The 26,153-nt window shown below is 51.2% G+C and carries 25 protein-coding genes and 1 tRNA gene; 7 read left to right on the forward strand and 19 right to left on the reverse strand.

Features of this window, described 5'->3' with window-relative positions; translation table 11 throughout:
• Positions 1-47: 47 nt before the first annotated feature.
• Genes Afil_RS01335 through Afil_RS01345 form a run of 3 tightly spaced genes read left to right on the forward strand, consistent with a single transcriptional unit; the run spans position 48 to position 2,615 of the window.
• The gene (locus Afil_RS01335; RefSeq protein ID WP_230266730.1) at positions 48-893 is read left to right on the forward strand and encodes a hypothetical protein; all 846 of its coding nucleotides are present in this window, start codon (positions 48-50) and stop codon (positions 891-893) included.
• 35 nt (positions 894-928) lie between these two features.
• Positions 929-1,456, forward strand: a complete 528-nt coding sequence (locus tag Afil_RS01340; RefSeq protein WP_230266731.1) for an RNA polymerase sigma factor — start codon at positions 929-931, stop codon at positions 1,454-1,456.
• Positions 1,440-2,615 carry a hypothetical protein gene (locus Afil_RS01345; protein ID WP_230266732.1) on the forward strand — a complete coding sequence of 392 codons (1,176 nt, stop codon included), beginning with the start codon at positions 1,440-1,442 and terminating at the stop codon, positions 2,613-2,615. The genes Afil_RS01340 and Afil_RS01345 overlap by 17 nt, the downstream gene beginning before the upstream one ends.
• 147 nt (positions 2,616-2,762) lie before the next feature.
• On the opposite strand, the gene Afil_RS01350 is transcribed toward Afil_RS01345, so the two are convergent.
• From Afil_RS01350 to Afil_RS01360, 3 genes are all read right to left on the reverse strand, one after another.
• Positions 2,763-2,847: transfer RNA gene (locus tag Afil_RS01350), tRNA-Leu, on the reverse strand.
• 389 nt (positions 2,848-3,236) lie between these two features.
• Complete coding sequence (locus Afil_RS01355; protein ID WP_230266733.1) at positions 3,237-4,679, reverse strand: leucine-rich repeat domain-containing protein; 1,443 nt, start codon at positions 4,677-4,679, stop codon at positions 3,237-3,239.
• A gap of 293 nt (positions 4,680-4,972) precedes the next feature.
• Positions 4,973-6,856 carry a cellulase family glycosylhydrolase gene (locus Afil_RS01360; protein WP_230266734.1) on the reverse strand — a complete coding sequence of 628 codons (1,884 nt, stop codon included), beginning with the start codon at positions 6,854-6,856 and terminating at the stop codon, positions 4,973-4,975.
• Between the two features lie 482 nt (positions 6,857-7,338).
• Here Afil_RS01360 and Afil_RS01365 point away from each other — a divergent pair, with 482 nt between their 5' ends.
• Positions 7,339-7,545, forward strand: a complete 207-nt coding sequence (locus Afil_RS01365) for a cold-shock protein (protein ID WP_230266735.1) — start codon at positions 7,339-7,341, stop codon at positions 7,543-7,545.
• A 153-nt stretch (positions 7,546-7,698) separates the two neighbouring features.
• Here the strand turns inward: Afil_RS01365 and Afil_RS01370 are convergent, their stop codons facing one another.
• From Afil_RS01370 to sufC, 8 genes are all read right to left on the reverse strand, one after another.
• A complete protein-coding gene (locus Afil_RS01370) occupies positions 7,699-8,760 on the reverse strand; it encodes a hypothetical protein (RefSeq protein ID WP_230266736.1) in 1,062 nt (353 codons plus the stop codon).
• A gap of 172 nt (positions 8,761-8,932) precedes the next feature.
• The gene (locus tag Afil_RS01375; protein ID WP_230266737.1) at positions 8,933-9,583 is read right to left on the reverse strand and encodes a GDSL-type esterase/lipase family protein; all 651 of its coding nucleotides are present in this window, start codon (positions 9,581-9,583) and stop codon (positions 8,933-8,935) included.
• Positions 9,584-9,653: 70 nt separating this feature from the next.
• Complete coding sequence (locus Afil_RS01380; RefSeq protein ID WP_230266738.1) at positions 9,654-10,166, reverse strand: 5-formyltetrahydrofolate cyclo-ligase; 513 nt, start codon at positions 10,164-10,166, stop codon at positions 9,654-9,656.
• Positions 10,167-10,174: 8 nt separating this feature from the next.
• On the reverse strand, positions 10,175-11,590 hold the full coding sequence (gene sufB, locus Afil_RS01385; protein WP_230266739.1) for a Fe-S cluster assembly protein SufB: 1,416 nt from the start codon (positions 11,588-11,590) through the stop codon (positions 10,175-10,177).
• Entirely contained in the window at positions 11,587-12,024 is a 438-nt protein-coding gene (gene sufU, locus Afil_RS01390) for a Fe-S cluster assembly sulfur transfer protein SufU (RefSeq protein ID WP_230266740.1), read from the reverse strand. Before sufU ends, sufB begins: the two co-directional genes overlap by 4 nt.
• A 17-nt stretch (positions 12,025-12,041) precedes the next feature.
• The gene (locus Afil_RS01395; protein WP_230266741.1) at positions 12,042-13,310 is read right to left on the reverse strand and encodes an aminotransferase class V-fold PLP-dependent enzyme; all 1,269 of its coding nucleotides are present in this window, start codon (positions 13,308-13,310) and stop codon (positions 12,042-12,044) included.
• Positions 13,300-14,088 carry a SufD family Fe-S cluster assembly protein gene (locus Afil_RS01400; protein WP_230266742.1) on the reverse strand — a complete coding sequence of 263 codons (789 nt, stop codon included), beginning with the start codon at positions 14,086-14,088 and terminating at the stop codon, positions 13,300-13,302. The genes Afil_RS01395 and Afil_RS01400 overlap by 11 nt, the downstream gene beginning before the upstream one ends.
• Before the next feature lie 4 nt (positions 14,089-14,092).
• Complete coding sequence (gene sufC, locus Afil_RS01405; protein ID WP_230266743.1) at positions 14,093-14,908, reverse strand: Fe-S cluster assembly ATPase SufC; 816 nt, start codon at positions 14,906-14,908, stop codon at positions 14,093-14,095.
• A gap of 708 nt (positions 14,909-15,616) precedes the next feature.
• On the opposite strand from sufC, the gene Afil_RS01410 reads away from it, so the two are divergent.
• The 3 genes from Afil_RS01410 (at position 15,617) to Afil_RS01420 (ending at position 18,232) form a co-directional block, all read left to right on the forward strand.
• A complete protein-coding gene (locus Afil_RS01410) occupies positions 15,617-16,726 on the forward strand; it encodes a peptidylprolyl isomerase (protein ID WP_230266744.1) in 1,110 nt (369 codons plus the stop codon).
• A 1-nt stretch (position 16,727) separates the two neighbouring features.
• On the forward strand, positions 16,728-17,651 hold the full coding sequence (locus tag Afil_RS01415; RefSeq protein WP_230266745.1) for a peptidylprolyl isomerase PrsA: 924 nt from the start codon (positions 16,728-16,730) through the stop codon (positions 17,649-17,651).
• Between the two features lie 212 nt (positions 17,652-17,863).
• Positions 17,864-18,232, forward strand: coding sequence for an HTH domain-containing protein (locus Afil_RS01420; RefSeq protein WP_288820612.1), 369 nt, complete (start codon positions 17,864-17,866; stop codon positions 18,230-18,232).
• Positions 18,233-18,363: 131 nt separating this feature from the next.
• Here Afil_RS01420 and Afil_RS01425 read toward each other — a convergent pair whose 3' ends face one another.
• The 8 genes from Afil_RS01425 to Afil_RS01460 all read right to left on the reverse strand — a co-directional run bounded on the left by Afil_RS01425 (position 18,364) and on the right by Afil_RS01460 (position 26,143).
• Positions 18,364-18,732, reverse strand: coding sequence for a DUF4176 domain-containing protein (locus Afil_RS01425; protein WP_230266747.1), 369 nt, complete (start codon positions 18,730-18,732; stop codon positions 18,364-18,366).
• Positions 18,733-18,792: 60 nt separating this feature from the next.
• Entirely contained in the window at positions 18,793-19,599 is an 807-nt protein-coding gene (locus Afil_RS01430) for a hypothetical protein (protein ID WP_230266748.1), read from the reverse strand.
• Positions 19,574-19,756 (reverse strand): hypothetical protein, encoded by a 183-nt coding sequence (locus Afil_RS01435; RefSeq protein WP_230266749.1) that lies wholly within the window; start codon positions 19,754-19,756, stop codon positions 19,574-19,576. The genes Afil_RS01430 and Afil_RS01435 overlap by 26 nt, the downstream gene beginning before the upstream one ends.
• Positions 19,753-20,037, reverse strand: a complete 285-nt coding sequence (locus tag Afil_RS01440) for a WXG100 family type VII secretion target (RefSeq protein WP_230266750.1) — start codon at positions 20,035-20,037, stop codon at positions 19,753-19,755. The genes Afil_RS01435 and Afil_RS01440 overlap by 4 nt, the downstream gene beginning before the upstream one ends.
• Before the next feature lie 103 nt (positions 20,038-20,140).
• Positions 20,141-20,434, reverse strand: a complete 294-nt coding sequence (locus Afil_RS01445; protein ID WP_230266751.1) for a WXG100 family type VII secretion target — start codon at positions 20,432-20,434, stop codon at positions 20,141-20,143.
• A gap of 111 nt (positions 20,435-20,545) precedes the next feature.
• Complete coding sequence (locus tag Afil_RS01450; protein WP_230266752.1) at positions 20,546-20,800, reverse strand: hypothetical protein; 255 nt, start codon at positions 20,798-20,800, stop codon at positions 20,546-20,548.
• Positions 20,797-24,264, reverse strand: coding sequence for an FtsK/SpoIIIE domain-containing protein (locus tag Afil_RS01455; RefSeq protein WP_230266753.1), 3,468 nt, complete (start codon positions 24,262-24,264; stop codon positions 20,797-20,799). Before Afil_RS01455 ends, Afil_RS01450 begins: the two co-directional genes overlap by 4 nt.
• Positions 24,224-26,143 carry a hypothetical protein gene (locus tag Afil_RS01460; RefSeq protein ID WP_230266754.1) on the reverse strand — a complete coding sequence of 640 codons (1,920 nt, stop codon included), beginning with the start codon at positions 26,141-26,143 and terminating at the stop codon, positions 24,224-24,226. The genes Afil_RS01455 and Afil_RS01460 overlap by 41 nt, the downstream gene beginning before the upstream one ends.
• Positions 26,144-26,153 lie beyond the last annotated feature (10 nt).

The raw sequence follows: 26,153 nt of genomic DNA on the forward strand, positions 1-26,153 counted from the left end.
GGATTCTCTCATCTTAATCGTGTTTGAAGTAAAGGAGGTTCTCTTGTATGAAACCTGTTCAATCTGTTCTCACACTCTGTCTGCTTTCCCTTGTGCCCATCGGCTGCGCTTCGCCGTCTTCTCCGTCTTCAGCCGCAAAGAGCGACGGCTCGTCCATGAGCGCTTCGCAAAGCCAGACGACAGCCAAAAAGGAAAGCACGAAAAAAGATGCAAAGAAAAACTCGAAGAACGACGCTTCCGATCAAAAGAAAAACGACAGCGCGTCTTCAGCTCCTTCCGTACAGGAAGCGAGCAAACAGCCCGCTGCGGATCCGGTCGCTGACTACGACGTCGACACCGTTCTGGCTCAGGGCGCTTCGCTGATCGGTCAGCGCATCTCGGTCATCGGCAATCTGCCGCAGGCGGCGATGCCGGATGGAAACGGCGGCTACGCCACATACATCCTGTCCGATAACGGCAGCGCTCTGCGATTTACGGGCTGCGTGAACTTCGGTTCCTGCAAAGCACGACTTACCGGAACGCTGCAGGCACTCAACGGCGAGTACGTCCTCAATGCCGATTCGGCCGAACAGCTTTCGGCTTCCGGCGTGAATGCGCTCCCGTATTCGGCACCCGTAGAAGAAAATACGAATACGGTATATGATGTCGAGACGGTTCTCGCCAACGCGCCTTCGCTGCTCGATCAGTACATCGAAGTGAGCGGCAATCTTGGCCAGAACGCCCCGCGTGACGAGCAGGGACGTCCGATTCTCTGGCTGACCTCCAATTCCAGAAGCCAGCTCCGTTTTGACGGAAACATCCCCATCGGCGGCTGCCCCGCCATTCTTGGCGGAACACTGACCCAGGACGACCGCGGGTATGTTCTGCAGCTCGAAAGCTATCAGACCATCTAGAATTCTCTGGCCGCCCATTTTAGACAGGAGTACGTATGCACGATCAACCGCCCAGGCAGGCGAAACTGAAAACCGATGAAGAAATTGAGTCTGCAGTAGAAGAGTGCGGCGATGGCATGTATCGTCTGGCGCTGAGCTACTGCGATTGTGCCCAGGCGCAGGATATTGTGCAGGAAGCCTTCCTTCGCTATATGCGCTCGGATCAGGCGTTTCACGATGGAGACCACCGCAAAGCGTGGCTGTACCGGGTGGTGATCAATCTGTGCAAGGACTACCATCGCAGCTGGTGGCAGAAGATGCGCACCGACTATCCGCGAAACGATCCGGCACCCGCTAATGAAGAAAACAATGAAATTCTCGATCTGGTCCGCTCGCTTCCATCCAAAGAAGCAAGTGTCCTCTACCTTCACTATTACGAATCCCTTTCTGCCGATCAGATCGCGCAGATTCTGAACTGCCGCCCGGGAACGGTCTATTCCCTGCTCTCCCGCGGTCGAGGGCATTTAAAAGTCATCCTGTCCAGGGAGCATGGAAAGGAGGATTTGCATGACAGAAGAAGATAAGTATCTGGAAGAATATCGCAGCACGATGAAAAAGGCCGTTCTCTCTTCTAAACAGAAGCAGGACCTGATTTCTGCAATGAAGGAAGAGCAGACCAGAATAAGGGGAAGCCAGACGCAGGAACGCGAAAATCAAAAACGCCCGTCCTTCTTTAATCGAACCTGGAAGCCGGTACTGGCTTCGGGACTGGCTCTGGCTATGATTCTTCTGCTTACCTTGACTTCCTTTCCCAACTCGAATCGATGGGTACTGCCCACTCCATCCGCCAGTCCCAATCCGGACGTTCGCACAGCCGATCTGACGCCGCTGCCCAATCCCGCTTCCGGTGAAACTCCCGTTCTGAATGCGGGCGGTTTGGGCACGGCTGGATGGTACGAACAGACCGTAAATCCAGCCGCCAGCGAGGCATGGCCAGAAACGCTTCCGGTGTATCGCTGGCATGAGGCCATAGAGCAGCGGCGCCTGAACCCAGACGATCAGGAAAGCATGCTCGAAAAGCTGGAACCCTTTGCCAAAGCGCTGCAGATCGACGCGCAATGGACAATTGGCGATATCGATCCGTATTTGATGAATTCCTCCATCTGGGCTGATACGCCCTGGGGACGTCTGGATCTGGTGGGCAGCGATCAGGGAGAACTGTTCGTCAACGGAGCGATTTCCTTCTCGGCGTCATCCCTCGACGAAGCAAAAGCCCAGATCGAACAGATCGTTCAAAGCTATTCCGCTCTTTTCCCAATCGAAAATCCGGTCATTGAATCGATTCCCGTCCGTACGACGGAACCGCAGACGACGTACACCTTCATTGTGTATGCCAGAGAAAAAGCGGAAGGCGATCGGCTTTCCACAAGCGAAGCCCGACCCATTACGATTTATGCAAACAAGGGAGGCGTACAGGCCATTGTCTACCCGCTCGATACCGCCGACTGGGAAGCGGACTATCCGGTTTTAAGTCTGGAGGAAGCCATTCGGGCATTTGAAACGCCCGCAGGCTATGAAGCGCCGCAAAGCGATCGCATCTGGCGGATCTGGAAAAGCGATGCAACGGGTACCTGGCTGATGCCGTACTATCGTTTCTATGTAAAGAGCCAGACGTACGACGGCTATGAAGCCTTTGATCTTTGCGCGATTCAGCCCGAATATTTGAAACAGGCCGAAAAATGACAAAACGGTCCGGATGAACCTCTTCGAATTCGAAGACGGTTTTCCTCCGGACCGTTTTTCTTTTGTCCATGTCGGGTCAGCGCCTGCAGGATACAGGCAGACCGACAAGGCATAAAAAAAGCTTCCTTGCGGAAGCGAATTTTCAAATGGTGAGGTCGATGCGACTTGAACGCACACGAGCTAAGCTCACTACCCCCTCAAAGTAGCGTGTCTGCCATTCCACCACGACCTCAGGCTTGAATACTTTAACACAGTTCTTTGAACGTGTCAATTTCTTTTTGAAACTGACTGACGATTTGAAGGTTTTTTGATCGCCGCGTTCATCGAACATGTGTAATCATACTCCTCCTGAAACGAAATGCAACCCTTTTTAAAAAATTTATAAAATTTCCCAGATGCGGTGAATTGAAGGGTGAATTGAAGGCAGGATCAGAGAGAAACGAAGCCTCGAGATGAAAGCCAGGGACCAGCGAAGATGCGCATGTGCCGTTCGAAACGGTTCCGAAAGAAAATGCCGGTCTCTCTTCTTCCCCGCTTTCAAACGGATGGCGAACACAGCGTTCTCTGCGCAAAAAAAGTCCCCGAATTGCTTCAGGGACCAAATGTCTTGAATGAACTGGATTACTCCGTAAATTTGTCGTAGAAGGCCATTTTCTCGAGTGCAGACGTATCCGCAATCGGGTTGTCTTCCAGACGCAGGGCCTGCAGCAGAGGCAGATCCTTGAGCGGGCTGACATCGCTGATGTAGTTGGCTTTCAGCGTCAGCTGGCGCAGGAACTTCAGGTTGGAAAGCGGTGAGAGATCGCGGATCATGTTGTGATCGAGACGCAGATACGAAATGAACGTCAGATCGGCCAGCGGGCGCAGATCGGAGATGTTGTTGTTGTAAAGGTCGACATCGCACAGTTCGCTCAGACCTTCCAGCGGAGACAGGTCGGAAATATTGTTGTTTTCGAGCGAAAGGATTTTCAGATTGTGCATGTCTCGCAGGCACTCGATGCTGCGGATCTGGTTTCTTCCCACGTTCAGATCCACCAGTTCGGTATCGTCGCGCAGACAGTCGATGCTTGTGATGCGGTTGGTGAACAGATCGAGGACTTCGAGTTCCTTGGCTTTCGCGAGGAAATCGACATGATCGAGCAGACAGAACTCGGCATGGAGCACTTTGAGGTGTTCGACATTCGTAAATTCGTCGACGTGCTCGAGTTCGTTTTTGGACAGGTTGAGAACCTGGAGTTCCTTAATATGATTCAGCTCGCGCATATCCGTAAAGCCGGTCTGTTCCATGGAAAGCACGCGCAGATGTTTCAGCTTGGCCAGGAAAGAAAAGTCATTTGGATTGTTGTAGTCGAGGTTGAGAATTTCCAGCGACGGGAAATCCTTCAGCGGATCGTAGTCTTTCAAATACGGGTTATTGGAAACATCGAGTTTCTTGAGGTGTTCCATCGCCGAGAGCGAAGAAATATCCGATACCAGGTTGGTGGACAGATTCAGTTCTTCAATGTGGCGAAGGAAAGACAGATCTTCAATATAGTAGCGGCGCATGCCCGACATATCGAGACGGACAAGTTCCGGAAGCATGCCCAGAACCGAATAGTTGAACGGTCCGTTTTCGGTATTGATCCGGATTTCCTTGAGGTGCTTGCAGCTTTCTACATAATCGAGCGAGTCGATTTTGGCTCGTCTCAGATTGAGGATTTCCAGGTTGATCATGCTTCCAACCGCGGAAATATCCATAACGTACAGATTATTACGGGACAGGTTGAGTCGTTTGATCTGGTAATGGGCGTTAAGCGGTTCAATGTCACGCAGCCGGTTTCCGCACAGATTGACGTCCACCAGGCTCGACAGAGGACGAAGCGCTTCAATGCTCGTCAGTGCATTGTTGGACAGATTGATCTTTTCGAGATTTTCGGCATACTGCAGACCTTCGATCGTATCAATATCGCGATCGGAGGCGTCGAGCGAAATCAGTTCCTTAAGATCTTCTTTCTGCAGCGTCTCGGGGGTTTTGTGGAGAGTGCCGGCAATCACTTCCGCTAAAGCTTCATTGCGAATAAACATGTTTTTCCCTCCAATTCGATGGCTTGATTTCCTTTATTATACATGATCCACCACACGGGATGATTTCAATCCGGGCGATTTAGCATTTCCCAGCAGCCGTACAGAAGACCCTTGCATTGCCCCTTTTCCAATCTTCTTTTCTGCGCAGAAAAACTGTTCCTGAAAGACTGGTTTTTTCTTATTTCCCCGTTTTTACCCGTTCTGATTTTTCCGTCCTGAAACTGCAAAAAAGCCATGAAACTTCGATCGTGTTTTCGACCGGTTCCATGGCTTCTGTATGTTTATTGTTTATTTCAGCTGGTCCAGAGCTGACTGGATCGCAGGATTATTCCGATGCCGCCAATGCTCTGTCCAGCGCCAATCGACGCGTTGTAGCTTTCGTTTTGCACTATGAGCGTACGGCCGTTCTGGCTGAATACGGCGTTCCAGCCGCTCTGCACACGGAAATCCTGATTCAATGGAATTTCCGCTTTCCAGCCGTTTACATCGTGATTTTCCTTGTTAGTCAGCGTCAGTTCATACTGTACGTAGTATTCCCCGTTTTCTGACCAGCTGTTTATCGTTTTCAGGGACCAGTTTAAAAAGCCGCTCTGTCCGGAAGACGGAGTATCCGGTTTTGGCAGATCCGGCTCAACGGGATCCGAAGGCTGCGGCAGTCCTGGATTTGGATTGGGCAGATGCGCTGGATAATGATGCGTATACGTCTCATAAAACCATTCTCCGGATGGGGTCAGGTCAGACAGCGAGAGGGATGTCGTCGTTCCGGGCTTGAACAGCGCGGACGTTTCGTTCTTATCGCTTAACGCCCAGCCGACGCGGCTGATTCCGTATTCATTCAGCAAAGCGATCCATGCATTTCCAGAGGCCGGATCGATCGTTCCGTTGCCGTCCGCCGAAGAAATTCCAAATTCCGTTACGAATACCGGCAGGCCCAGCGCATGCGCCGTTTTCAGCTTATCCCGGATCGGCTCCTTATGCGTCGCTGCATAAAAGTGCTGCGTATACATGATGTTCGAATAGCCCTGAAGCGGATCGCGGGCGGCAACGTCTACATCCTGAGACCAGGTCGGCGTACCGACAAGAATGACCGCGTCGGGATCGTGCCGGCGAATGATCGGAATGATCGTATTGGCATAGGCCTTTACGGAAGCCCAGTCCGTCCCGTTCGGTTCGTTGCAGATTTCATACAGAACGTGCTTCTCGCTGGCGTATTTAGCGGACATTTCATCAAAGAAGACTTTTGCCTGATCGATATGCTGGTTGGGGTTGCCGTCGGACAAAATATGCCAGTCGATAATGACATACTGCCCCGTGGCTTTGGCCGCCTTCACGCCGCGATCGATGATCGCCTTCAGTTCGGTCTGGTTTCCACCGGAGCAGTAACCGCCGTATTCCTGGGTGTACAGCGCCAGCCGGATCACTCGGCTGTTCATCTGGGTATACAGAAAGCGGAATACATTTTCATTTACGTACTGCGGCATGTAGTTCAGTCCGAACGTACTGAATCCCTGCAGAACGACTTCCTGATTGTTCTCATCGAGAAGCTTCGTTCCCGAAACGTGGAGCGCTTTTAAGGAGCGATCGACCGGCACGCCTTCCTTCTCCGCATACCAGGCAATTCCTTCCGCCTTCCAGCCAAAGCGGACCAGAGCCTGATCTTCCTGCCGGCTTGTGGTGAAATTGTGCACACCGCTTTTCGCGTTCGGATTGTATTCGCGATAGACCGGCACGCGTTTCTGGGTATCGGAATACCAGCCGATCTTTTCGTATCGCCAGCCGAGCTGAACCAAAGCATCCCGTTCGTGAAGATTGAGCGTGTAATGGTGATCGCCCGCATTCGGGTTATACAGACGATACACCGGCTCTCCGCTCTGCGGAGCAAACCAGCCGATTCCCTCGTACTGCCAGCCATATGAGATCAGCGCGTTCTTTTCATGAAGATCCGCCGTATAAAAATGTTCTGAAGAGTTTGGATTATACAGCCGGTACATTTGTGTACTTGAGTCTGTTGCATCCTCCTCTGTCCCTTGGGACTGAGTCTGCTCATCCAAAGACCTGTCGAAAGAGTCCGTATTGGCCCAGACCGGCAGTGAGGACAAGGAAAGTACGATCGACGAAGCAAGAAGAATTTCAAAGGTTCGATCGATCGATTTCAGCAAACGATTTGTTTTTTTCATGCTTCCATTATATCGAGGCGGCTGAAAACACCCTTTCGCCACGCTGAGACAATTCCGTGCCCGATCAAAAAGACACGCCTTCCTTCAGCGCTGAAAACAGAGGAAAGCTCACGCGGTTTTATCGCCAGCCGCATGGAAAAACCTTTGCCTTTTCACAGCGGATTTTAAACGTTTTCTCTACACTCAAGCGGCCCTGCGAAAGGCAGTGAAAGTTTTTTGAAAGCATGCCCCATAGATATATGATCTTTATATAAAGTATATTTGTATTTTTTTACATTGTTAAATGACATATTTCGTGTTTGTTGAAAACAGAAACCTGCTTGACCTTTTTTATCCAAAGTCTATATAATTGCTGATGTAAAGGATAGATTTCATACTGATTTTTAGAAACTGGATATTCGCAGCTTTTTCGTTTTCCAGGTTCGCATTAAAAGCTCTCTTTTTAATAATAAAATCTTCCAATCTATTCCGGGAGGTAAAACATGAACACTGGAAAAGTGAAATGGTTCAACGCCGAAAAGGGTTACGGATTCATCACTGGTGAAGATGGAAAAGACGTATTCGTACACTACTCTTCCATCAACCAGAAAGGCTACCGTTCCCTCGAGGAAGGCCAGACTGTTACCTACGACATCGTTGAAGGCGATCGTGGAAAACAGGCAGCTAACGTGACACCTGTTGCTGAATAATCACAACCGAAAAATGAAAAAAAATTGAGCGCATCCGCGCTCTTTTTTTCGTTCAAAAAGGGAGAGTTATCGACGCTGAGTCGACAGCTCTCCCTTGTGTTTTCTATTGTTGTCCAGTGTTTTTACATTTGAATTGAGCGGTCCGCTGGTCCGTTAGGCTTCCTGTCCAAAGCTGCGGTAATGCAGATCCACTTTGCTTTTGAGCTGCTGCTGGATCTGCGCAAATGCCTTCTGGAACATCGGCTCATCGTAAAGAATCAGATCAATATACGAATAGGACTTGCCGATGGCTCCGCCGATCACCTTGGCGCAGTGAAGCGGCGCCAGAATATTTTCGATCTGAGTCGAAAGGGCCTGCCGGAACGACGCGTCTTCCTTAGCGTCGAACAGGTTGGCGTAATAAATGTAGCCGTACTCCCCTTCTCTGGATTTAATATCAAGCGAAACATCGCTCTTATTTCCCAGCGATTCTTCGATCAGCGAAGGATGGGTGGTGAAAATAATCTTCATATCCTTGCGCAGCGAATCGCTCGCAAAATCTTCGTGCGGTTTGAAGACGGTATAAATATCGGTCGGATGTTCATACTGCGGCCATTTCCGTTTTTCCGCTGTGTCGAGAATGACTTCATACAGCTCCGTCAGATTGCAGAAATCGACGCCGTTTTCCGGCTCGTCGACATAGTCTACGATCCCGACATACGCCTCAAGTTCTTTCTCGCCAATGGCCAGTTCCACCAGATAGATCGACATTTCCCGCTTGTATTCGGTATTGTCGACCAGCGAGAAGCCAGGGCAGTACACTTTGCAGACAAAAGAATGGTTTTTCTCATCGATCTGATAAAAGACCGTCATGTCAAAAAGCGAATAGCGTTCCTCCTTAATCTGCAAAGAGGCTTCGATCGCCTTTTGCGAGAGCGGCGGCAGCGTGTCGTTGATGATCCAGGTTTTCTTTACGGACTCTGGTGCAAGTTCCTTCATTTTTTCGCAGATCAGCTGCGTCGTTTTATCCGGACCGGTATCAAAGGTCATTTCCGGCTCTTCCGCACGATCTTCTACAAAGAAATGCGCGCCGCTGATTTCATAGGACAGCGAATTCAGCGTATCGAGAATTTCCGAAAGCTGATCATAGTTTTTTTCCTGCAATGCCTTCAGAAGCGCTGGTTCTTCATCACAGAACCGTGCCCAGAACGCATGAATTTGATCAAGTACACTCATGTTCATTCTTCTTTCCAGTTCACTTGGCCAGACCGGACTTTTGTCCAGTCTTCCTTTCCAGCATATTTCACGCCGGTCTGTTTGAACGCTCGTTTGCCCGTCACAGGTTGGACAATGCGCTCGAGCAGAATCCGTGAAATTCTTTTTTCGCATTTATCGCGTTGATCGAGAATCATTTCGAATCGGCAAAAATCGTATGAAATTTCTCTTCCAGAGCTTTGGCAAGTCGCAGATGCCCGCTGGCATCGAGATGAATGCCGTCATAGCCGCCTCCATACAGACCGATCTCACTGCTGATCAACGTATAAAAGCAGATTTCTTCTCCCGCTTTCTGGATCTCGCTCTGGGCCTGTTCGAGAATGCGCTGACCGCTTTGCGAAAAGGTCGAAAGCATTTCCCTGTCAATCGCCTCTGCATTTAACAAAGGCGGACTCACCAGCAGCCCCGGCGTATGCGGACACAGAGTTCTCGCCGCGTTTAAGGCGTTTAAAAACGCATCGAGATTCGCTTTCCAGACGCGGATGGAGGGTGAATACATCCGTCTGGCGTCGTTGCTTCCTAAAGCGATCACAATCAGATCGAGCGGGAGATTTCGTTCAATCGCTTTTCGTATCGAGGCGGATCCGGATTCAGGACCCAAATAGCCCGGCCCATCGAGCACCCGGCCATTCATGCCTTCTTCCAGAATTTCATATTCGGGACAGTCGCTTCGAAGGCGCTCCACAAAGCGGTCATGCCGCTGATCCTCGGTCTGCGGATCCCAGCCCCACGTATTGGAATCCCCGAAAATCAGGATCCGTTTCCTGTTTTTGCGGTCTGCCATACAGTGCTTCTCCTTTCTTCCAAACGCATCTAAACGCATTTGTACAAAACAAACTGGCGGTCTGACGGATTTATTGGCCGTTTCGATCGTAGTGCAGCGTTCGTGTCGGCGTGATGATCCAGTCCAGCCGCTGATCCCAGGATTCGGGCTCAAACTGACCTTCCTGCTCATCGAAGGCAATTCCGATGCGCAGGCATTCGGGATGCTTTTCCAGATAGCGATCGTAATAGCCGCCGCCATATCCGATCCGGTATCCATCGCAGAATACGAGTAAAGGAATGACAAGAACGTCCGGGACAATTTCCTCATCGGAAACGGGTTCCGGGATGCCAAACCCGCCGGGTTTTAAAATTGTGGAATCGTAAAAAGCCATCTTCGTCTTATCGAGTACGCGCGGCAGGACAAAGGTCCAGCCCGGATCCCGCAGCGAGAAAATGTCCGCTTCCTGGCGTACTGGATAAAAATACCCGATGCACGAAGAGGCTTTTAAAAAAGGCAGAATCCGCCTCGCAATCTGTTCGTTTTTCAGATCGCGCGACGAAATCTGCTTTCTTTTCTCTATCCATTCGGATCGGTCGATCATCGTAAAATCTAGCCAATCGAATCGGACATATCCAGTTTGAGAAGCTGGTTGAGCTCAACCGCATATTCCATCGGCAGCTCGCGGGTAAAGGGTTCCAGGAATCCCATGACGATCATTTCCGTCGCCTTGGCTCTCGAAAGGCCGCGGCTCATCAAATAGAACAGCTGTTCTTCGGAAATGTTAGAAACCGTTGCTTCGTGTTCGATCTGGGAAGTCTGATTGAGCTGACGGTTCAGCGGGATGGTATCGGAACGGGAAATCTTATCGAGAATGAGCGTATCGCACTCGACTTTGGATTTCGCATAGTCGGCTTTCTTTCCATGAACGACCCAGCCGCGGTAGTTCACTTCCCCGCCGCTGCGGGCTACGGACTTGGAAATAATGGTAGACGACGTATGCGGCGCGAGATGAATCATTTTCGCACCGGCATCCTGAATCTGCTCCTTGCCGGCGACGGCGATCGAAATCGTCGTGCCTTTCGCGTACGGTTCCACGAGTACGCAGGACGGATATTTCATGTTCAGATGCGAACCGATGTTTCCGTCAATCCATTCCATATGACCGTTTTCACGCACCTCGGCACGCTTGGTTACGAGGTTGATGATGTTGGTCGACCAGTTCTGTACAGTCGAGTAGCGGCATTTGGCGTTTTTGTGTACGTAAATTTCAACAACGGCCGCATGCAGAGAATCCTTGGAATAAATCGGGGCCGTGCAGCCTTCCACGTAATGCACATCCGCCCCTTCATCGACGATGATGAGGGTCCGTTCAAACTGACCGGAAGCCTGCGAGTTAATGCGGAAGTAGGACTGCAGAGGCTTTTCGAGCTTTACGCCTTTTGGCACGTAAATGAAGCTGCCGCCCGACCATACCGCGGTGTTCAGCGCCGCGTACTTGTTATCGGAATACGGAATAATTTTTCCAAAGTATTTTTTGAACAGATCCGGATGTTCGCGAAGCGCGGAATCGGTATCGAGGAAGATAACTCCCTTTTCCTGTACTTCTTCGAGCATGTTGTGGTACACAACTTCGGATTCATACTGGGTGGAAACGCCGGCCAGATATTTCTGTTCGGCTTCTGGGATACCGAGTTTTTCAAACGTATCGCGGATCGTTTCCGGAACTTCGTCCCAGCTCTGTTCCTGCCGTTCGCTCGGTTTGATGTAGTAGGTGAACTCATCAAAATCGATATGGCTCAGATCCGGACCCCAGTCCGGGTTTTTCATTTTTTCAAAGCAGTGGTAGGCATCCAGACGCCGCTGCAGCATCCATTCCGGCTCTTTTTTGATCGCCGAAATTTCACGGATGACTTCTTCGTTCAGTCCTTTGCCTGTGTTGAATACCGACGTGTCCCTGTCGTGAAAACCGTATTTGTAGTCGGTATCCTGGAGCGCCTGCACTTCTTCTTTTTTCAGATCGCTCATTTGCCGGCCTCCTCTTCATCAATCATTTCCTGCACCGCCTTCCAGCCGATGGTTGCGCATCCGATCCGGTTTGGCTGCTTCGAAACGCCCTCAAAAACGACGGCTTCATCGAGCACCTGCGGATCGTAGGGCTTGCCCTGAATCATCTGGTTGTAGTTGTTGATGATGTTCTGGGCTTCCTCAATCGTCTTGCCTTTGAGCAGTTCGGTCAGAATGGAAGTAGACGCGGTAGAAATCGCACAGGCTTTTCCGTCAAAGCGGACGTCTTCAATTTTTCCGTCCTTGAACTTGGCCTGCACGGTAATATCGTCAATACACGAATCGCTGGCCATGTGGCGGGAATGGTAATCCGCCTCATCGGAAAGCGATTTGTTATGGGGATAGCTGTAGTTGTCCAGGATAATATCCCGGTAGTAAGAAGGATCAATCGACATCGTAAATTCCGCCTTTCCTAGAAGAAAATATCCAGACACTTCTCGACGGTGGCATCCTTGATGGCATCCACGAGACGGTCGACATCCTCAAGATCGTTATAGAAATAAAGACTGGCACGGACGGTGCCCGGTTCCTTAATAATATCGCCCATCAGCTTGGCGCAGTGCTGGCCGGAGCGGACGGCGATGCCTGCGGACGAAAGATAGCTGGCCATATCCTGCGGGAAGATCAGCTGACCCTTGTCGTAGACGTTAAAGGTGATAATGCCGCTTGGAGAATCGGCATTGTAAAGCTTGATTTTGTCCTTAAGCTCTTTGGTGGCACGTTCGACAAAATGCTTCTTGAGTTCGAGTTCATACGCATGAATATCCTCAAGCCCGATTTTTTTCAAATAGCGCGCTGCCGTGGCCATACCCATGACGCCTTCAATCGGCTGGGTGCCGGATTCGTATTTCAAAGGCGTCTTGCGCAGTACGAGCGTATCGCAACCTTTGTAAAAGCGGGCGTTGCTTTCTCCGCCGTAGAACACCGGAGTGAGCTTGTCGAGCAGTTCAAAGCGGCCGTACAGTACGCCGACACCGGTCGGACCGCACATCTTGTGGCCGGAGAAGCAGAAGAAGTCGCAGTTCATTTTCTGCACATCGATGGGCAGATGGGCAACGGACTGTGCGCCGTCCACCACAAAGAGAATGCCCTTGTCGTGGCAGATTTTTCCCATATCTTCTACCGGCGCAGCATAGCCGAGCACGTTGGAAACCTGGGCGATGACAACGACTTTTACATTTGGATTTTCATCGAGCGCCTTCTGGAAGTTTTCGATGGTCACACGGCCGTCTTCAGTCAGTTCCATGAACTTGGTCTCGACGCCTTTTTCACAGCCGGCCTGCTCCCACGGCAGAATCGAGGAAGCGTGTTCGGTTTCGGATGTCAGGATAACATCGCCTTCCTTGAGCATTTCGCGAACGACCATTAACGCGACCATATTCAGCGATTCGGTCGTTCCGGACGTGAAGACAATTTCTTCCTTACGGGCGGCATGAATGTATTCCATCATAGTCTTTCGTGCGCCTTCAAAGGCATGATCGACCTGGGCGGACATTTCGTAGTCGCCGCGGTGGGCGTTGGCACCAAGGTATGTGTAATAGCGAACGACTTCATCAATGACGCACTGCGGCTTGAGGGTCGTTGCGCTGCTGTCGAGATAATCCACGGGATGACCGTTCATCGTCCGCTTCAGGATCGGGAACTCGGCACGGATTTGTTCAATATTTTCTTTAATATTCATATAGACCAACTCTCTGTTCCATCTGAACTTCAATTTCACTGCGCACGTCATCGTCTGCAATCAGAGAGATGACCGGCTTGAAATAGCCGATGGAAAGCAGACCGACTGCCTGTCTTGTTGACAGACCGCGGGACTGCAGATAGTACAGCTGTTCGGCATCCGGCTGACCGATGGTCAGCGCATGGGATGCTTTTACATCGTTTTCATCAATATAAAGAATCGGTATTGCTACAGCTTTGTGGTCCTTGCCCATCGTCAGAACGCGGGTTTCCTGATGGGATTCGCTGGCATAAGCGCCTTTGACAATCCGTCCGGCTGCGGCCATTTCGTAATTGCCACCGTCAAAGCAGACCGCAAAGTTGTGCATGTTGCCAAAAGTATGCGGCACGAGGTTGTTCAGATTCAGAACGCCTTTCTTGAACTTGTCGCGCAGGCAGAGCTGAGCAGTATAGAAATCCAGATCGGCTCCCTGTTCGATCAGATCCCCGTCAAAATGAATTTCGCAGGGTTCGTCCTGCAGATCGAGCAGACCGATTTTTACGTTCGAATCGGCTTTGGAGCGCGCCGTGATATCGAGTCGAAGGGCATGCTCCGTTACGTTCTGAATAAAAACGCGGACCTGGCTTGAAGGTTCGGCTTCAAAATCCAGAGAAAGGGTATCTTCTTTCGCATCGACGAAAAGAAGGATACTGCCCTGTGAATGCGCATCAAAAACAAGACGGACATCCTCATGCAAATCGATCCGGTCTTCAAACCGGTTTCTGTATGTCCTCTCCATGGGCCTACTCCGTTTTCTTGGCGCCGCAGTTTTCGAGCAGGACGGGGTTTGGCTTTTCTTCCTTGCGGGCGTGAACGTGGTACTCTTTTTCGATCCAGTCGTAGCCCTCGCTGTCGACTTTATGAATCAGTTCCGGTCCGCCGGATACGACAATGCGGCCGTCGACCAGAATGTGAGCGTGCGTCGGCTTCAGATAGTCCAGGAAGCGGGCATAGTGGGAAACTACGATAACGCCCATGTGATCTTCTTCTTTCGCCTTCAAAACGGCTTCCGAAACAATGCGCAGAGCGTCGACGTCCAGACCGGAGTCAATTTCATCGAGCATCGTCATCGTCGGTTTCAGCAAAAGCATCTGCACAATTTCATTGCGCTTCTTTTCGCCGCCGGAAAAACCGACATTCAGAAAGCGATGGGCCAGATCCGGTTTCATGTGAAGCTCATTGATCGCATGGTCCATTCCCTTAATAAACTGAAACAGAGAAATCGGGGTTTCTCTGCGTGCGTTAATCGCGGTACGCAGAAAATCGGAATTGGTTACGCCGGCGACTTCGCTCGGGTACTGCATGCCCAGAAACAGGCCTGCCTTGGAACGTTCGTCGACAGGCATGTCGAGAACGTTTTTTCCATCGAGCGTAATGCTGCCCTGGGTGACTGTATATTTCGGGTTGCCCATGATTGCGGCAAGCAGGGTGGATTTACCGTTGCCGTTGGGACCCATTAATGCGTGCATTTCATCGGAGTTCACGGTCAGGTCAATGCCTTTTAAAATTTCGTTGCCTTCAACGCTGACATGAAGATCTCTAATTTCCAATGTTGACATTTTTGATACCTCATTTCACTAACAGAATCAGTATACTCTAAAACCGTTTTATCCCCTTTAAGAGCGAACCGGCAAGCTGTATTTGTGAGTTATTTTTCATCTTTATAAAAACCGGGCTTCCTACACTCGCACCAGGAGGTGTAACTTGCCGCATTCTTCCTTTGAAAAGCGAGCGGGTAAATAAAAGCATGGAGCGGATCAGCGTATTTCCTTACGGGCAGATACAGTCTCAAAACGGGCAGATACAGTCTCAAAAACGATCGTGCCCCTTTCTGCTTCCGAACGTCTTCTTAAAACTGCTCGTTAAATACTTTCGTCTAATAATATGGATCCATTTCTGGAAGGCGGAAAGCATTCCGGCAGGACGCAAAGTAAATAGAGGACTTTACCCGTTTGGAAAACCGGTTTTAATCCGCCTTTTACGCTCGGCTGGCAGTCTGAAAGCCAAAGGCACTTCGAAAGGCTTTTCAAAAGCGCAGAATGAGCATAAAAAAGGCGCCCATTCAGGACATCGCCTTCACACAGGGACATCGGCAATCCCTGTTCCCTCTTTGGCCGGTACATTGCTTTTTATAGAGGCCTTTCGTATAATTTTGACTGATTCTCAAAAAGGAACCGGTTCTATTGCCCGCCTTTTTTCCTCTCTTCCGGATCACAGAAAAAAGAAAGGATTCAGCTGCAGCCGGAAGAGATTTGCAGCGAAACGCAATGTCAGAATTCTTAAGAAAATACTGGTTTGTGACACTGATTGCGATCGCGTTTATTGGTGTACTTGTTTACTTCGTCATCGATCTGAACAAGGATAACGTAAACTCCCGCAAAGTCGACGGCCAGGATGTAGTTGCCTCCCTGAATTTCGGCGACATCACCAGTACAGATCTCTACGATGAGCTTTCCTCGAACTCCTCGAACGTTCTCTACAACATGTATCGCAACGCGGTTGTAGACCAGAGCGTCGAAGCCGATTCGGAAATGAAAGCCAACGCGAAACAGATCGCCAAAAACATTGAAAACAACATGAAGTCGGACAGCACCGGCAAAACCCGTCAGTCCATTCTTCAGACGCTGGCTTCCTACGGGTTTACAGGAGATGATGCGCCTTATAATTACGCCATGACGGCGGAAAAGATCCGCAAGCTTGACGCCGATTACCTCAAGGAACACTTTGATGAACTGAGCATGTTCGTTCCGGAAAGCGGAAGAACCATTTCGATCATCACCATGCAGGTACCAAACGCAGACGTTCTTTCCGATGCATCGCAGGAAAAGAAGGACAACATCCAGAAAGCCCTCGATGAAGGAAAAGACTTTGCGGAAGTTGCTGAGGAATACTCCGACAGCGACAACACAAAAGACGGCGGCTTCTATGGCTACATTGACGAGAACACAACCGATCTCGATTCCAATGTGCTCTCCGCTGCAAAATCCCTGTCCAAAGGCGGCGTATCCGACTGGATCACCGTTCAGCCTGACGGCATGGAAATGGTTACCCTCTACAAAGTGTATGTAAACGAAACCGATCCGAAAGCCATGATGGACAGCGGCGACGAAGATGTGATCGAAGCCATCGTGACTTCCCTGACCGGAAGCGTAAACGGACTGGAAGCTGCCGCTGTTGAAGACGCAGCATCCAAGCTCGATATCACCTACGAAGACGATTCCGTAAAGGAAAAGATGGAAAAATCGATTAAGGAACAGCTCGACGCCTTTGAAAGTGCGAAGACAACAAAGAAAGCCGAAGTTGAAAGCGCCGCAAAAGAATCCAGCGAGCAGTCTTCTGCCGCCAGCAGCGAAAAAAAGACTCAGGAGGGTGAATAAGATGAAATACAAAACACCGCTTCTGCTTGCCGCCCTCTGCGCATCCATGACGTTTGCCGGATGCCAGGCCAATACATCCGTTCCAGAATCTTCTGCGAAACTGATGACCGTAGGCAAGACGACCTTTACCAAAGGCGACGAATATAACGTATTTAAAGAGATTTCCGGAACCAACGGCGTCCTGTCCATTGCCAATTGCAAGATTGCGGACAAGGAAATCGGCGTAACCGATGAAATCAAGGAAGAAGCGCAGAACACGCTTGATACCTACACCGCAGTAGACGGCTTTGAAGATCAGCTCAAGGAAAACGGCTACGACAGTGCTGAGGATTTCATCAACAAAGTTCTGATCCCCAACATCCAGTCCACCAAGCTGACAGAAAAGTACTTCACCGATGCCAAAGAAGAAATTATTCAGGAATTCGATCCGGTGAAAGCCTTCATTATTGAAACCGACTCCGAAGACAACGCCAACAAGGCGCTCGAAGCCCTGAAAAAAGGCGAAGACGCCGGAAAGGTCGGCGCGCAGTACGCCAAGGCCGACGCCACCTATACCGGAAGCGAACAGATCGTTTCCACGCAGGACAGCGGCCTTCCGGAAACGCTCCGCAACGCCATTCTCGACGCCAGCAAAGACGGCCTGCTCGATCAGGTCTTCACCAGCGACACGTCGACCGACGATGTGACCTATTACGTGGCTTCCGTTGTATCCACCGATTACGACGCCAACCTCAAGGACATCATCAGCGCACTTTCCAGCAACCAGACCGTTGCCAAGGACTGCCAGATTTACTACCTGAAGAAATATGCCTTCGAAGTGCACGATCAGGAAATCTTCGATGCCTTCAAAGCCAACTCTCCAGAATATCTGGTAACCCGTCCGGATCTTACTGAATCCGATGACAGCCAGTCCGCAGCTGCCTAAATCGTACGTTTCCAATCCCACAGCCTTCTGAAAAGAGGGCTGTTTTTTTTTGTACCCATCTGGATGGATAAATCCGGATTTGCAAGAAAGCGAAAACTCTCGCAAAAAGGATTCCTGTCACTCTCCCTCTCTGGAATCGATCGGTTTCCCGGATGATCCGAACATGCGACAACAGGTTTACCGTCAACGCGAGCGGTAAGGAGAGATCAAGTATGCCACGTTCCTGTTTCACACAAGATCAGGTGAAAGTTCTGAGCGAAAATCCAAACACAGATTTTGTGTCTGCGCACTCCATTCGATTTACGCCTGCGTTTAAGGACCAGCTCTGGAAGTACGTTCAGAGCGGTAAGAATCCGCGTGATGTTTTTGAAAAAGCTGGCTACGATCTGAATTGGATTGGTCAGCGAAGAATCGACAATCTCGTTCAAAAACTTCAAAAGCAGCGAGAACCGCGCGAGAACAATACCGTTCCGGCTTGGAAGTATCAGAAGGCTCTGGCGGAAGCTGAGGCCTTACGACGTGAGATTGATTCGCTAAAAAGAATTCTCCGTATCACTGATGCCAGAAAGTATCGAATCTGAGCAGGCATCGGATGCTCTTCCCCAAAAGCTGCATACAAAAGAGCTGAAGAAACCCTAAAAGAGGTAAAGTAAAGCCGGCAAGCTTCCAGATCCTGGAAAGGCCTGCCGGCTTTGTCTGTTTTTTTCGCCGTTCAGCATGCTGCAGTGGACACAGAGTTTTTGAGATGTTCTGCCCACTTCTGGTCCATCTGCCTGCGAAACTGGATTTCTTCTTCGTCCTGCAGGCCGATAAAAACCAGACTTTGAATAGCGGGTGCATTGAACATGCACGTCTGCCTCGCACTGATCAGTCCTTCTGGCCAGCCAACAGCCGCATAGTCATACAGTCGGCCCGTAGTGACATCCTGCTGGGCGCGACCGATAATCATAAACCGCTTATCCCCTTCCTTCAGGCAAACGATGCTGCCCAGAGGCAAAAAGGGCTTCAGTCCCGGTGACGACAGTTTTTCCGACTTTGAAGTGTCCGTTCGATCCTGCGGCTTGCTTTCTTCTTTTTCCATAGCTGTTTCCTCTTTCGAAATTTACTCTGTAGTGAATCTCTCAAACCGGTTTCGACTTACCTAGTTGTATTCAACGCGAACGCTGAGACCGGCACCAGCTAAAAGCGCGCCGTTAACGCTGACTCCCCAGACCCCCGGAGTATTGGCGTATTCAAAGCCGGCTTCTACACTGCCTACCGAGCCGGAAAGGCCCATCGTGATCGTAAGGCCTGCCAGATCGAAAGCCATTTCGCATTCACCGCGTGCCAGGGCAGCCCCAGCCTGAGCGGAAATTACCTGCTCGTCGACGGAGAAAACGCATTTCGCCTCTCCGCGGACCGAGCCGACTTCTCCTGCGGCGCGTACCGACGCATCAAACAGCCCCAGATCCACACCTGCAGCGGTTTCTGCTCCAAAGAGATGGGCCTGTCCCTGCGTCTGCAGACTGAGCCGCGGATTGATCTGATTGTTTTTCATCAGTCGAAATCCAACGTTTCCCGAAATTCCGATCGACAGCCAGTCGTAATTCGCATACGCGTACAGATGGTCCTGACTCCAGGTCCAGCCGCCGGCCTGATACGCGTAATTGGCACCCATCACGGCGTTTACCGTTCTCCCCCTCAGAAGACCGGCACCCGTTCCATGGGTGACAAAGGACGTGTTCCAGCCGGGGGTATTGGCCACATAGACCACGCGGCGATCGTACAGCGACGCTTCGTTGTTCTCGATCAGATCGGCGGTTCGCTCAAAGAAAGCCGCAAGCTGGTCGAGAGAATTCATGATCTGTGCGTGGCGGCTGTTGAGAATTGGACTGGTAAAGGAAGCTGACTGTTTCAGTGCCCGTATGGACGCAGCAAGGGCTCTAAAGTCCTGGGTGTCGAAGGTCATTCCAGTTCAGCTCCTGAATCTGTGCCTGGATCTGGTTTTGGAGAAGGTGAATTCGCCGCAGAACGGCCTCGCGCTCGGCGCTTTCCAAAGAAGATGGCAATGCGTTTTTCAGCTGACTCAGACTCCAGTAGAGCGAGCGATAATACGCTTCTTTCATGCTTTGCCGCCAAGCGCTTCCTCGTTCTGGCGATAGCTCATCGCGGTGTCGCTCAGAAACGAGCAATAGGCGCTGACCAGTTCGATATATTTTGGAAAAATGGGGCTGAGCTGTTCAAACTGCGCGAACGCGTCGTTTGCGGCAGGCGACTGCCAGTAGGCATTCATGCCCTGAATCAGGGAACGCGTACTGTTGAACGTGTTTTCCATCTCGGTTTTCAGAGTGCTTACGCGAGCGGCACAGCTTTCAAGCTGATCCGCGCTGATGGTAATCGATGACATGACTTTCTCCTCCTCTTTTTCGTTATGTATGGATTAAGCTGAAGACCTTCCCTTTCGGTCATATGAGTCTGTCCTTTTGGAAGCTGTCTCGTGTTTCGTAATCTCAGCCGAGTCTTCTGGCATTGAGCGTACGATTTTCCTGCAGTGCGCGATACGCTTCCCCGTCGTGGAGCAGGCGGTCGCCATAAGCGTCCATCGCGTTTTTCAGCTGCAGCATTTTCGGACGCAGTTCTTCAAGTCTTGCCATGAAGGCTGCGCTGTCTTCGCCCTGCCACTGGCTCTGCAGTTCATTCATCGTCTGAATCATCTGGCTCAGCAGCGTTTCGTATTCGCCGGCCCGGCTTTTGAGCGTTCTTCCGGTCCGGGAAATCTCATTAAAATCCGCAACAATTCGCATACGCTATCCTTTCTGAACACATCCGTGTTCCCATTCGTTTTTTCTCATTTATCCGGCCGCTGTGTGCGGCCGCTTTTGGTTTTCTGCTCTTGCTGAGGGGGGATTCTGCTTTTATTTCCGGTCAGATTCGCAGGACGTGATTGGAAACAGAAGCAGATGATCCTGATCGCAGATCGGCAGATCGCTCAGTCTCGTTTCCCCATCCACAAGTCCGTGTTCTTCTTCGAGATACCAGGCACTTTCCGCGCGCGAATAGCCTGAAAGAAAGGGCAGAAAATCGAGCAGATCGTTCAGCACCAGACAGGCTGGATTTGCTATTCGAAGAAGATACGTCTTTCGATCCGTCAGGGTCAGATGCAAAATCATGGCTCGTCCAGTGCGGCGGTCTGCACATCGAAAACCTGTCCGTCTTCGATCCAGAGCGCATTGCCTTCACACGGATACGGCAGGCGAAGGCCCAGACTGTACATCCATTCGTTTTCCGGGTGCCCAAACAGGAGCACAGTTCCCTGCCTCGTTTTTTCCTGAAGAACGGCCTGGATCTGGACAGAATCCGCCCGGCTTAAATCCAGACATTCAAAATTCGTTCCGTTTGAAGCGGATCCGTTTTGTTCAAATGGAACCGCCGTCGGATTTTGCATGTACAGTCTTCGCTGCAAACAACGGGCGGCTTTCCCCATTGCCGGCGTCAGGATAATCAGAGTCGTTTTTTGCCCTCGATAAAACAAAGGGGATCGACTGGAAAGATCGATAGCCATGAACAGATCACCCGGTTCTTCTTCAATCTCGTCAGCTTTCAGTCGCAGGCGGCATTCGGGCAGGCGATAAAACCAGGGCCGAATGGTCTGCTGCGCCCTTTTCTGACCGAGAATCAGCCGCTTCTTTTCGCCTTGGATCCTCGCAATCGCTTCGTTTTCCTTAACCTGACCCGGTACGCTGGTTCCCAGAAAGAGAGCGCGCATTTCCCGATCGGCCAGATCGAAAAGAATGCGACAGTCGAGTGTGCCGATAAAGGAAGACCGCGCATAAGGGACGGTCGTAAAGACCAGAATCAGAGTGATGGCCGCTTTTTGCGGCAGCCGATCGATCTGACGTATAGCGGATTCAAAGCCGGCGGGATCATCAAGGACGAAAATCGCAGGACCAATCTCTTCCGGCAGGGCGTCCAGGCATTCCGGCGCAATGACTTGATCGACCCCTTCAAAATTCAGGGTGGAATAAACCGCTCTTTCTTCCTTCGATACCAGGAGCGATAAAGCGTGTCGAAGTGTCTTTTCTTTTCCAGCCATGGCCATCGGTCCGCACGGCAGTCGAAACGGAATCGTTCGATGGATTTCATCGATGAGAATCTGATCTGAGTGTTCTTTCTCTTCGAGCGGATCGGGACAGAGAATCCATTCATGGGGCAGTCCCCTGGCGGCAATCGTCTCGCCGATCTGATCCTGCAGGCTTCTTCTTGGCTGCAAAGCCCACAGGCCGTTTTCATCGAGATATTCGACGGAACTTTTCTGATCCGCCGGCGCCTTGAGATAAAAGACGCGCCCGCGCTTTTCTGCACTTCCCTGCACTTGAAGAATGAACTCTCCCGGCTGCTTTAAATGCACCGCCCCGTCATGCCCGAGCACTTCCCTGGAATCTCCGGAATCCAGAACGGAAAAACAGAGGCGGCTTCTGGAATTGGCCCAGATCTGCTCGTCCACCAGACCGGCCGGTTTCTGTGTGGAAAGAATCAGATGGACGCCGAGGCTTCTTCCAATTCGTGCCGTTTCCTGCAGCGATTTCATGAACTCTGGACAGCGGGCTTTCAGCTGACCAAATTCATCCACGCAGATGAACAGATGGCTGAAAGGAAATGGCGCCGTTTCTGTTCCTGCCGCCTGCTGCTGTATCTGTTCTGCAATGACTTTCTGGCGCCGGTTCAGCTCATTTTCTAGAGCCTTTTCCATACGTTCAATCGAGGCCGCCTGAAGATTGGTCATCAACCCGGCGGTATGCGGCAGCGCCAGAAGCGGTCCGCCAAACGCGCCGCCTTTAAAGTCGATCAAAATGAACTGAACCCGAGAGGGCGGATTTTGCCATGCCAGCAAATGCAGCAGGGTACTTAATCCTTCGCTTTTTCCGCTTCCCGTCGCTCCGGCAACGAGCGCGTGCGGGCCATCCTGAACCAGGTCCCAGAACACGCCTGGCGCCAGTTCAATGCGCAAATTCAGATTGCTCGAGCTCCAGAGCGGTTCGTTTACTGTGCTGGGAACCGGCAGACTGAACAAATCGGATGCCAGACCAAAGCCGCTCGCTCGCAGTTTCTGCCGTTTTTGCGTTCGATCCAGCGACAGGCGAATCGGGGCCGTCTCCCCTTCGGGTTTTGAAAGAGACGTCTTGCAAGTACAAGGAAGAAATTCAATACATGCAGCATTTGCAGGAAGCTGGCTTGCAAAGAGTTTCTGGCGCGAACAGATCGTCCACTCCAAAGACGGATGAAGAGTGGCAAAACGAGAAAATGCCTGCACATGCGGAAAGCAGAGCGGTGTCTGTTCGAAAAAGCAGGCGGAATGAACCGGCATCTGCTCCAGAGAAAAACCGATCCACGCAAAACGCCGTCCGGAAGAATAGACCATATGGCACCATATGAGAAAAAGATCAAGCAGGGCCGATTCGTCCAAATCCGAAAGCGTGATCGTCCTGCCTGGTTCCAGAAAAGACCAGGATGGTGCGCTGAAGCACATCTCTTCCAGTCGATGGACGGCTTCGAGGGCTTTGGGATTTTCGGTCTGCCAGCTGATTTTCGGCTTTCGAAGCGTGATGCACGAGGAAAACTGAACGCCGGCGGGAATGGCCCAGTCCTTTCGCAGACATCCATGACGAAGCGTGTCTTCGAGAAGACAGAGTGTTTTCGCTTCGCTTTGAAACGCGCTTGTTTTCTTTTGGCGCCGTTCTTCCATTTCGTTTGCTACCCGGTTTAAGTACGCCAGATAGCTTTCCTGCGTCTTCTGCGCTTTTCGAAAAATGTTCTGCTTTTGCTTGCGGCCCTGCCAGCCATACCATCCGCCAAATGCAGCTGCGCTCATTCCCGCCCCGACAAGAGATGCCCCCAGCGTTTTCCAGTCACCGGGATTGAGCAGTGCACCGCTGAGTGCCGACACCAGCGAGCTGATCACCATCATTCCGGCGGGAGAGGGCATGCGCGTATATTCGTCGGATTCATCCCGAACGAACGCTTCCAGTTCAAATTCCGCCGGTTTCTCCGGAGATTGAAAGGCATACGGCACAATTTCCTTTTCCCCCGAGGGTGCATCTCGTTTGTGTACGTTGGCCATTTCTCGACTGGGGCCATCGGAAAAAGCCGGAGGAGCCAGCAGCAGTCGATTCCAGAACATAAACAGAGCACCTGCCGCAAAAATCCAGTCGCCTCGATTTAAGAGACAGGATTTTTCAACGCGCTGACCATTCACATACGTTCCGTTGCAGGAAAAATCTTCCAGTTTCCAGAGACCGGGCGAATCCGCTCCAAAGGCCGTCTCAACCGGCTCTGAAGAGATCTCTCCATCATCCTCCGTACGGCCTGCGAGCTCGATTCGAAAATGGAGCGGCGAAGCGTAGGGGAAATCTGCGGAGGCCGTGAACGCAAAACCTTCCGGATCCAAATCGAGCGCCATAAAGCGCGTATTCACCCGACACAGGTAACCGCCAGACCAGGGATGGAATTCGTGAACAGCTAAAAGGGGGGCCTCCATAGTAGAGTCTGTCTTCTCGTCTGTCTTGGCCGCTTCGAAGAGAACGGCCCGTTCTGGCTCAACGAAGAGAAGCGTTCCGCAATCGTCTGCGTTTTCCATCCGCAGCAAAGCCGCCAAGCAGTCCGCAGGCCAGAATCAGTCCTCCCATGGCCGATGCAGGTTTCACATGCAGGGTAAGCGTGTCGAGTTTCTGACCGTCTTTGAATACTTCGACCCTCTGATTTTTTCGAGCGCTGTACAGTTCGAGATACGGCTGCCCCAGCTCATCTTCCTTCAGTTTTGCGGGCTGCTCTTTTCCATCGATTTGAAGGGCATAGGAAGCCGAAGGATCATCCACATACAGGCGGAGCGCTTCGCAGGGCATAATGTCTGTTCCATCCGTTTGGACAAACCCTCGGCAAAGCATAACTTCCTTGCGATGAAGCGCATCCCTGCGAATCATCCGGCCGTTTTCATCGAGGGAACAAAAGCGTTTTAAACGCAGCCCCGGCAGCTGGATCTGCTCCTGAAACATCTTCCCCGAATCGATGACGGTCCAGCTTTGATCCACCTTCTGCTGTCTGGCGTCCAGAAAAACCGCCTGAATCTGAAACGCAGAATTCGATTCTGCATCAAACGCCTGTTCGAGCGATTCGTACGTTTTCTGGGTATCGAGCGACTGTACAGTAAATGCTTCAAGCGTCCCGTTTTGAACGTCGACTTTCAGATCCTGAGCGGAGGACGTAAAAATCAGCTCACCGGGTTTATACGCTTTTTCATTTCCTTTCAAAGCGGTCTGAAGAAGAGAATCCCCGTATTTGCGGCTGGAAGGGCGAAGGCTCTTTTCCGGATCCGCGCTGAGAACGGCTCCGGGATTTTGTCGTCCGGTCGGCGCAAAAGGCGAATACAGCAGCGGATCGTCGAGAAGCGATACGCTGGAAGAAGCGGAATTTGAATCCGTAAAAACCGAAGCGGTCAGCTCAGCGAATGGCCGATCCTGCATAAACGAAAAACTAGCCGAAGAATTCCAGCTGGAATCAGAGAGAGGTGCGTCCTGATACGTGAAGGCATTCTCGACATTTAAAACGGATGGATCCGAAAGATCTGTGCCGTTCGTCTGCGGATTGGGCTGAGGCGTATCGGGATGTTCATACACCGCAAAATCCGAACTGTCGTTTCCTCCTTCCTCTGGCAAGTCATCCTCCAGAGAGCCGTCCTGAGAAGTATTTTCACTATAGGAAAAATCGGATTCGGGACGAGACAATTCACTGGCAGAAAATCCTCCAGCTGCCCAGGATACATCCAGCGGACTGAGCCGTTCGATTTCCGCTGGAGAATGGAACGACTCTGAATATCCGGTATCCGGCTCAGCATCCGGCTGCCCGTCCTTGTTTTCGAGGGAAGGACTATAGACGCTCCATTCCAGTGCGGCACCCGTCGGTACATGGATCAGCCGAAGCCGGCTATGCGGATACTTCAGCGAGAAGCGAAACGAATCGCCCAGAGCGTACACTTCTCGCCTTCCCTCTTCATCCTCGATTTCCAGAACGCATTGCCCAGTGTCGTCATTCAGTCTCAGACAAAGTTCGGTATCCGATAAAATCCGTTCGCCCGGCGTAGCAAAAGGCGCCTGAGGCATGGAAAGCGGCCAGTCGATACTCTCCGTTTCTTCCTGCAGTTGTCGCTGGCTGGCGGAAGACATGCGCTGAAGGCGTAAATACGGGCTGAGCAAGAAGGGACTGTCTTTGGACAGGGCGATTTCGCTGCTTTCCAGAATGTGTCCGTCTGAATCCTGCAATTCATAGGAAAGAACATGAAATCCTTCATCGAGAAGAAGATCCAGATCGTGCAGACGCGAACCATCGAGACAGAAAATCGACCGGTGCCGGTCGACCTGCGGATAACAGACCACCCGCGCCTCAGCGAATACTGAATTCGCAGGATTTTCTGGACTAAGACTGGCGCTGCAAGTCTGCATCACCGTTGTAACCACAGTCATATTCATTCAC

Origin of the sequence: Allobaculum fili (genome assembly GCF_020969955.1) — a bacterium.
Classification (GTDB): domain Bacteria; phylum Bacillota_I; class Bacilli_A; order Erysipelotrichales; family Erysipelotrichaceae; genus Allobaculum; species Allobaculum fili.

Coding starts and splice junctions, on each gene's coding strand:
- Afil_RS01340 (WP_230266731.1), top strand. CDS start 929: ATGCACGATCAACCGCCCAGGCAGGCGAAACTGAAAACCGATGAAGAA.
- sufU (WP_230266740.1), bottom strand. CDS start 12,024: ATGTCGATTGATCCTTCTTACTACCGGGATATTATCCTGGACAACTAC.
- Afil_RS01400 (WP_230266742.1), bottom strand. CDS start 14,088: ATGGAGAGGACATACAGAAACCGGTTTGAAGACCGGATCGATTTGCAT.
- Afil_RS01445 (WP_230266751.1), bottom strand. CDS start 20,434: ATGCGAATTGTTGCGGATTTTAATGAGATTTCCCGGACCGGAAGAACG.
- Afil_RS01335 (WP_230266730.1), top strand. CDS start 48: ATGAAACCTGTTCAATCTGTTCTCACACTCTGTCTGCTTTCCCTTGTG.
- Afil_RS01395 (WP_230266741.1), bottom strand. CDS start 13,310: ATGAATATTAAAGAAAATATTGAACAAATCCGTGCCGAGTTCCCGATC.
- Afil_RS01370 (WP_230266736.1), bottom strand. CDS start 8,760: ATGAGTGTACTTGATCAAATTCATGCGTTCTGGGCACGGTTCTGTGAT.
- Afil_RS01365 (WP_230266735.1), top strand. CDS start 7,339: ATGAACACTGGAAAAGTGAAATGGTTCAACGCCGAAAAGGGTTACGGA.
- Afil_RS01420 (WP_288820612.1), top strand. CDS start 17,864: ATGCCACGTTCCTGTTTCACACAAGATCAGGTGAAAGTTCTGAGCGAA.
- Afil_RS01455 (WP_230266753.1), bottom strand. CDS start 24,264: ATGGAAAACGCAGACGATTGCGGAACGCTTCTCTTCGTTGAGCCAGAA.
- Afil_RS01380 (WP_230266738.1), bottom strand. CDS start 10,166: ATGATCGACCGATCCGAATGGATAGAGAAAAGAAAGCAGATTTCGTCG.
- sufB (WP_230266739.1), bottom strand. CDS start 11,590: ATGAGCGATCTGAAAAAAGAAGAAGTGCAGGCGCTCCAGGATACCGAC.
- sufC (WP_230266743.1), bottom strand. CDS start 14,908: ATGTCAACATTGGAAATTAGAGATCTTCATGTCAGCGTTGAAGGCAAC.
- Afil_RS01435 (WP_230266749.1), bottom strand. CDS start 19,756: ATGAAAGAAGCGTATTATCGCTCGCTCTACTGGAGTCTGAGTCAGCTG.
- Afil_RS01415 (WP_230266745.1), top strand. CDS start 16,728: ATGAAATACAAAACACCGCTTCTGCTTGCCGCCCTCTGCGCATCCATG.
- Afil_RS01360 (WP_230266734.1), bottom strand. CDS start 6,856: ATGAAAAAAACAAATCGTTTGCTGAAATCGATCGATCGAACCTTTGAA.
- Afil_RS01355 (WP_230266733.1), bottom strand. CDS start 4,679: ATGTTTATTCGCAATGAAGCTTTAGCGGAAGTGATTGCCGGCACTCTC.
- Afil_RS01440 (WP_230266750.1), bottom strand. CDS start 20,037: ATGTCATCGATTACCATCAGCGCGGATCAGCTTGAAAGCTGTGCCGCT.
- Afil_RS01460 (WP_230266754.1), bottom strand. CDS start 26,143: ATGACTGTGGTTACAACGGTGATGCAGACTTGCAGCGCCAGTCTTAGT.
- Afil_RS01430 (WP_230266748.1), bottom strand. CDS start 19,599: ATGACCTTCGACACCCAGGACTTTAGAGCCCTTGCTGCGTCCATACGG.
- Afil_RS01410 (WP_230266744.1), top strand. CDS start 15,617: ATGTCAGAATTCTTAAGAAAATACTGGTTTGTGACACTGATTGCGATC.
- Afil_RS01450 (WP_230266752.1), bottom strand. CDS start 20,800: ATGATTTTGCATCTGACCCTGACGGATCGAAAGACGTATCTTCTTCGA.
- Afil_RS01425 (WP_230266747.1), bottom strand. CDS start 18,732: ATGGAAAAAGAAGAAAGCAAGCCGCAGGATCGAACGGACACTTCAAAG.
- Afil_RS01345 (WP_230266732.1), top strand. CDS start 1,440: ATGACAGAAGAAGATAAGTATCTGGAAGAATATCGCAGCACGATGAAA.
- Afil_RS01375 (WP_230266737.1), bottom strand. CDS start 9,583: ATGGCAGACCGCAAAAACAGGAAACGGATCCTGATTTTCGGGGATTCC.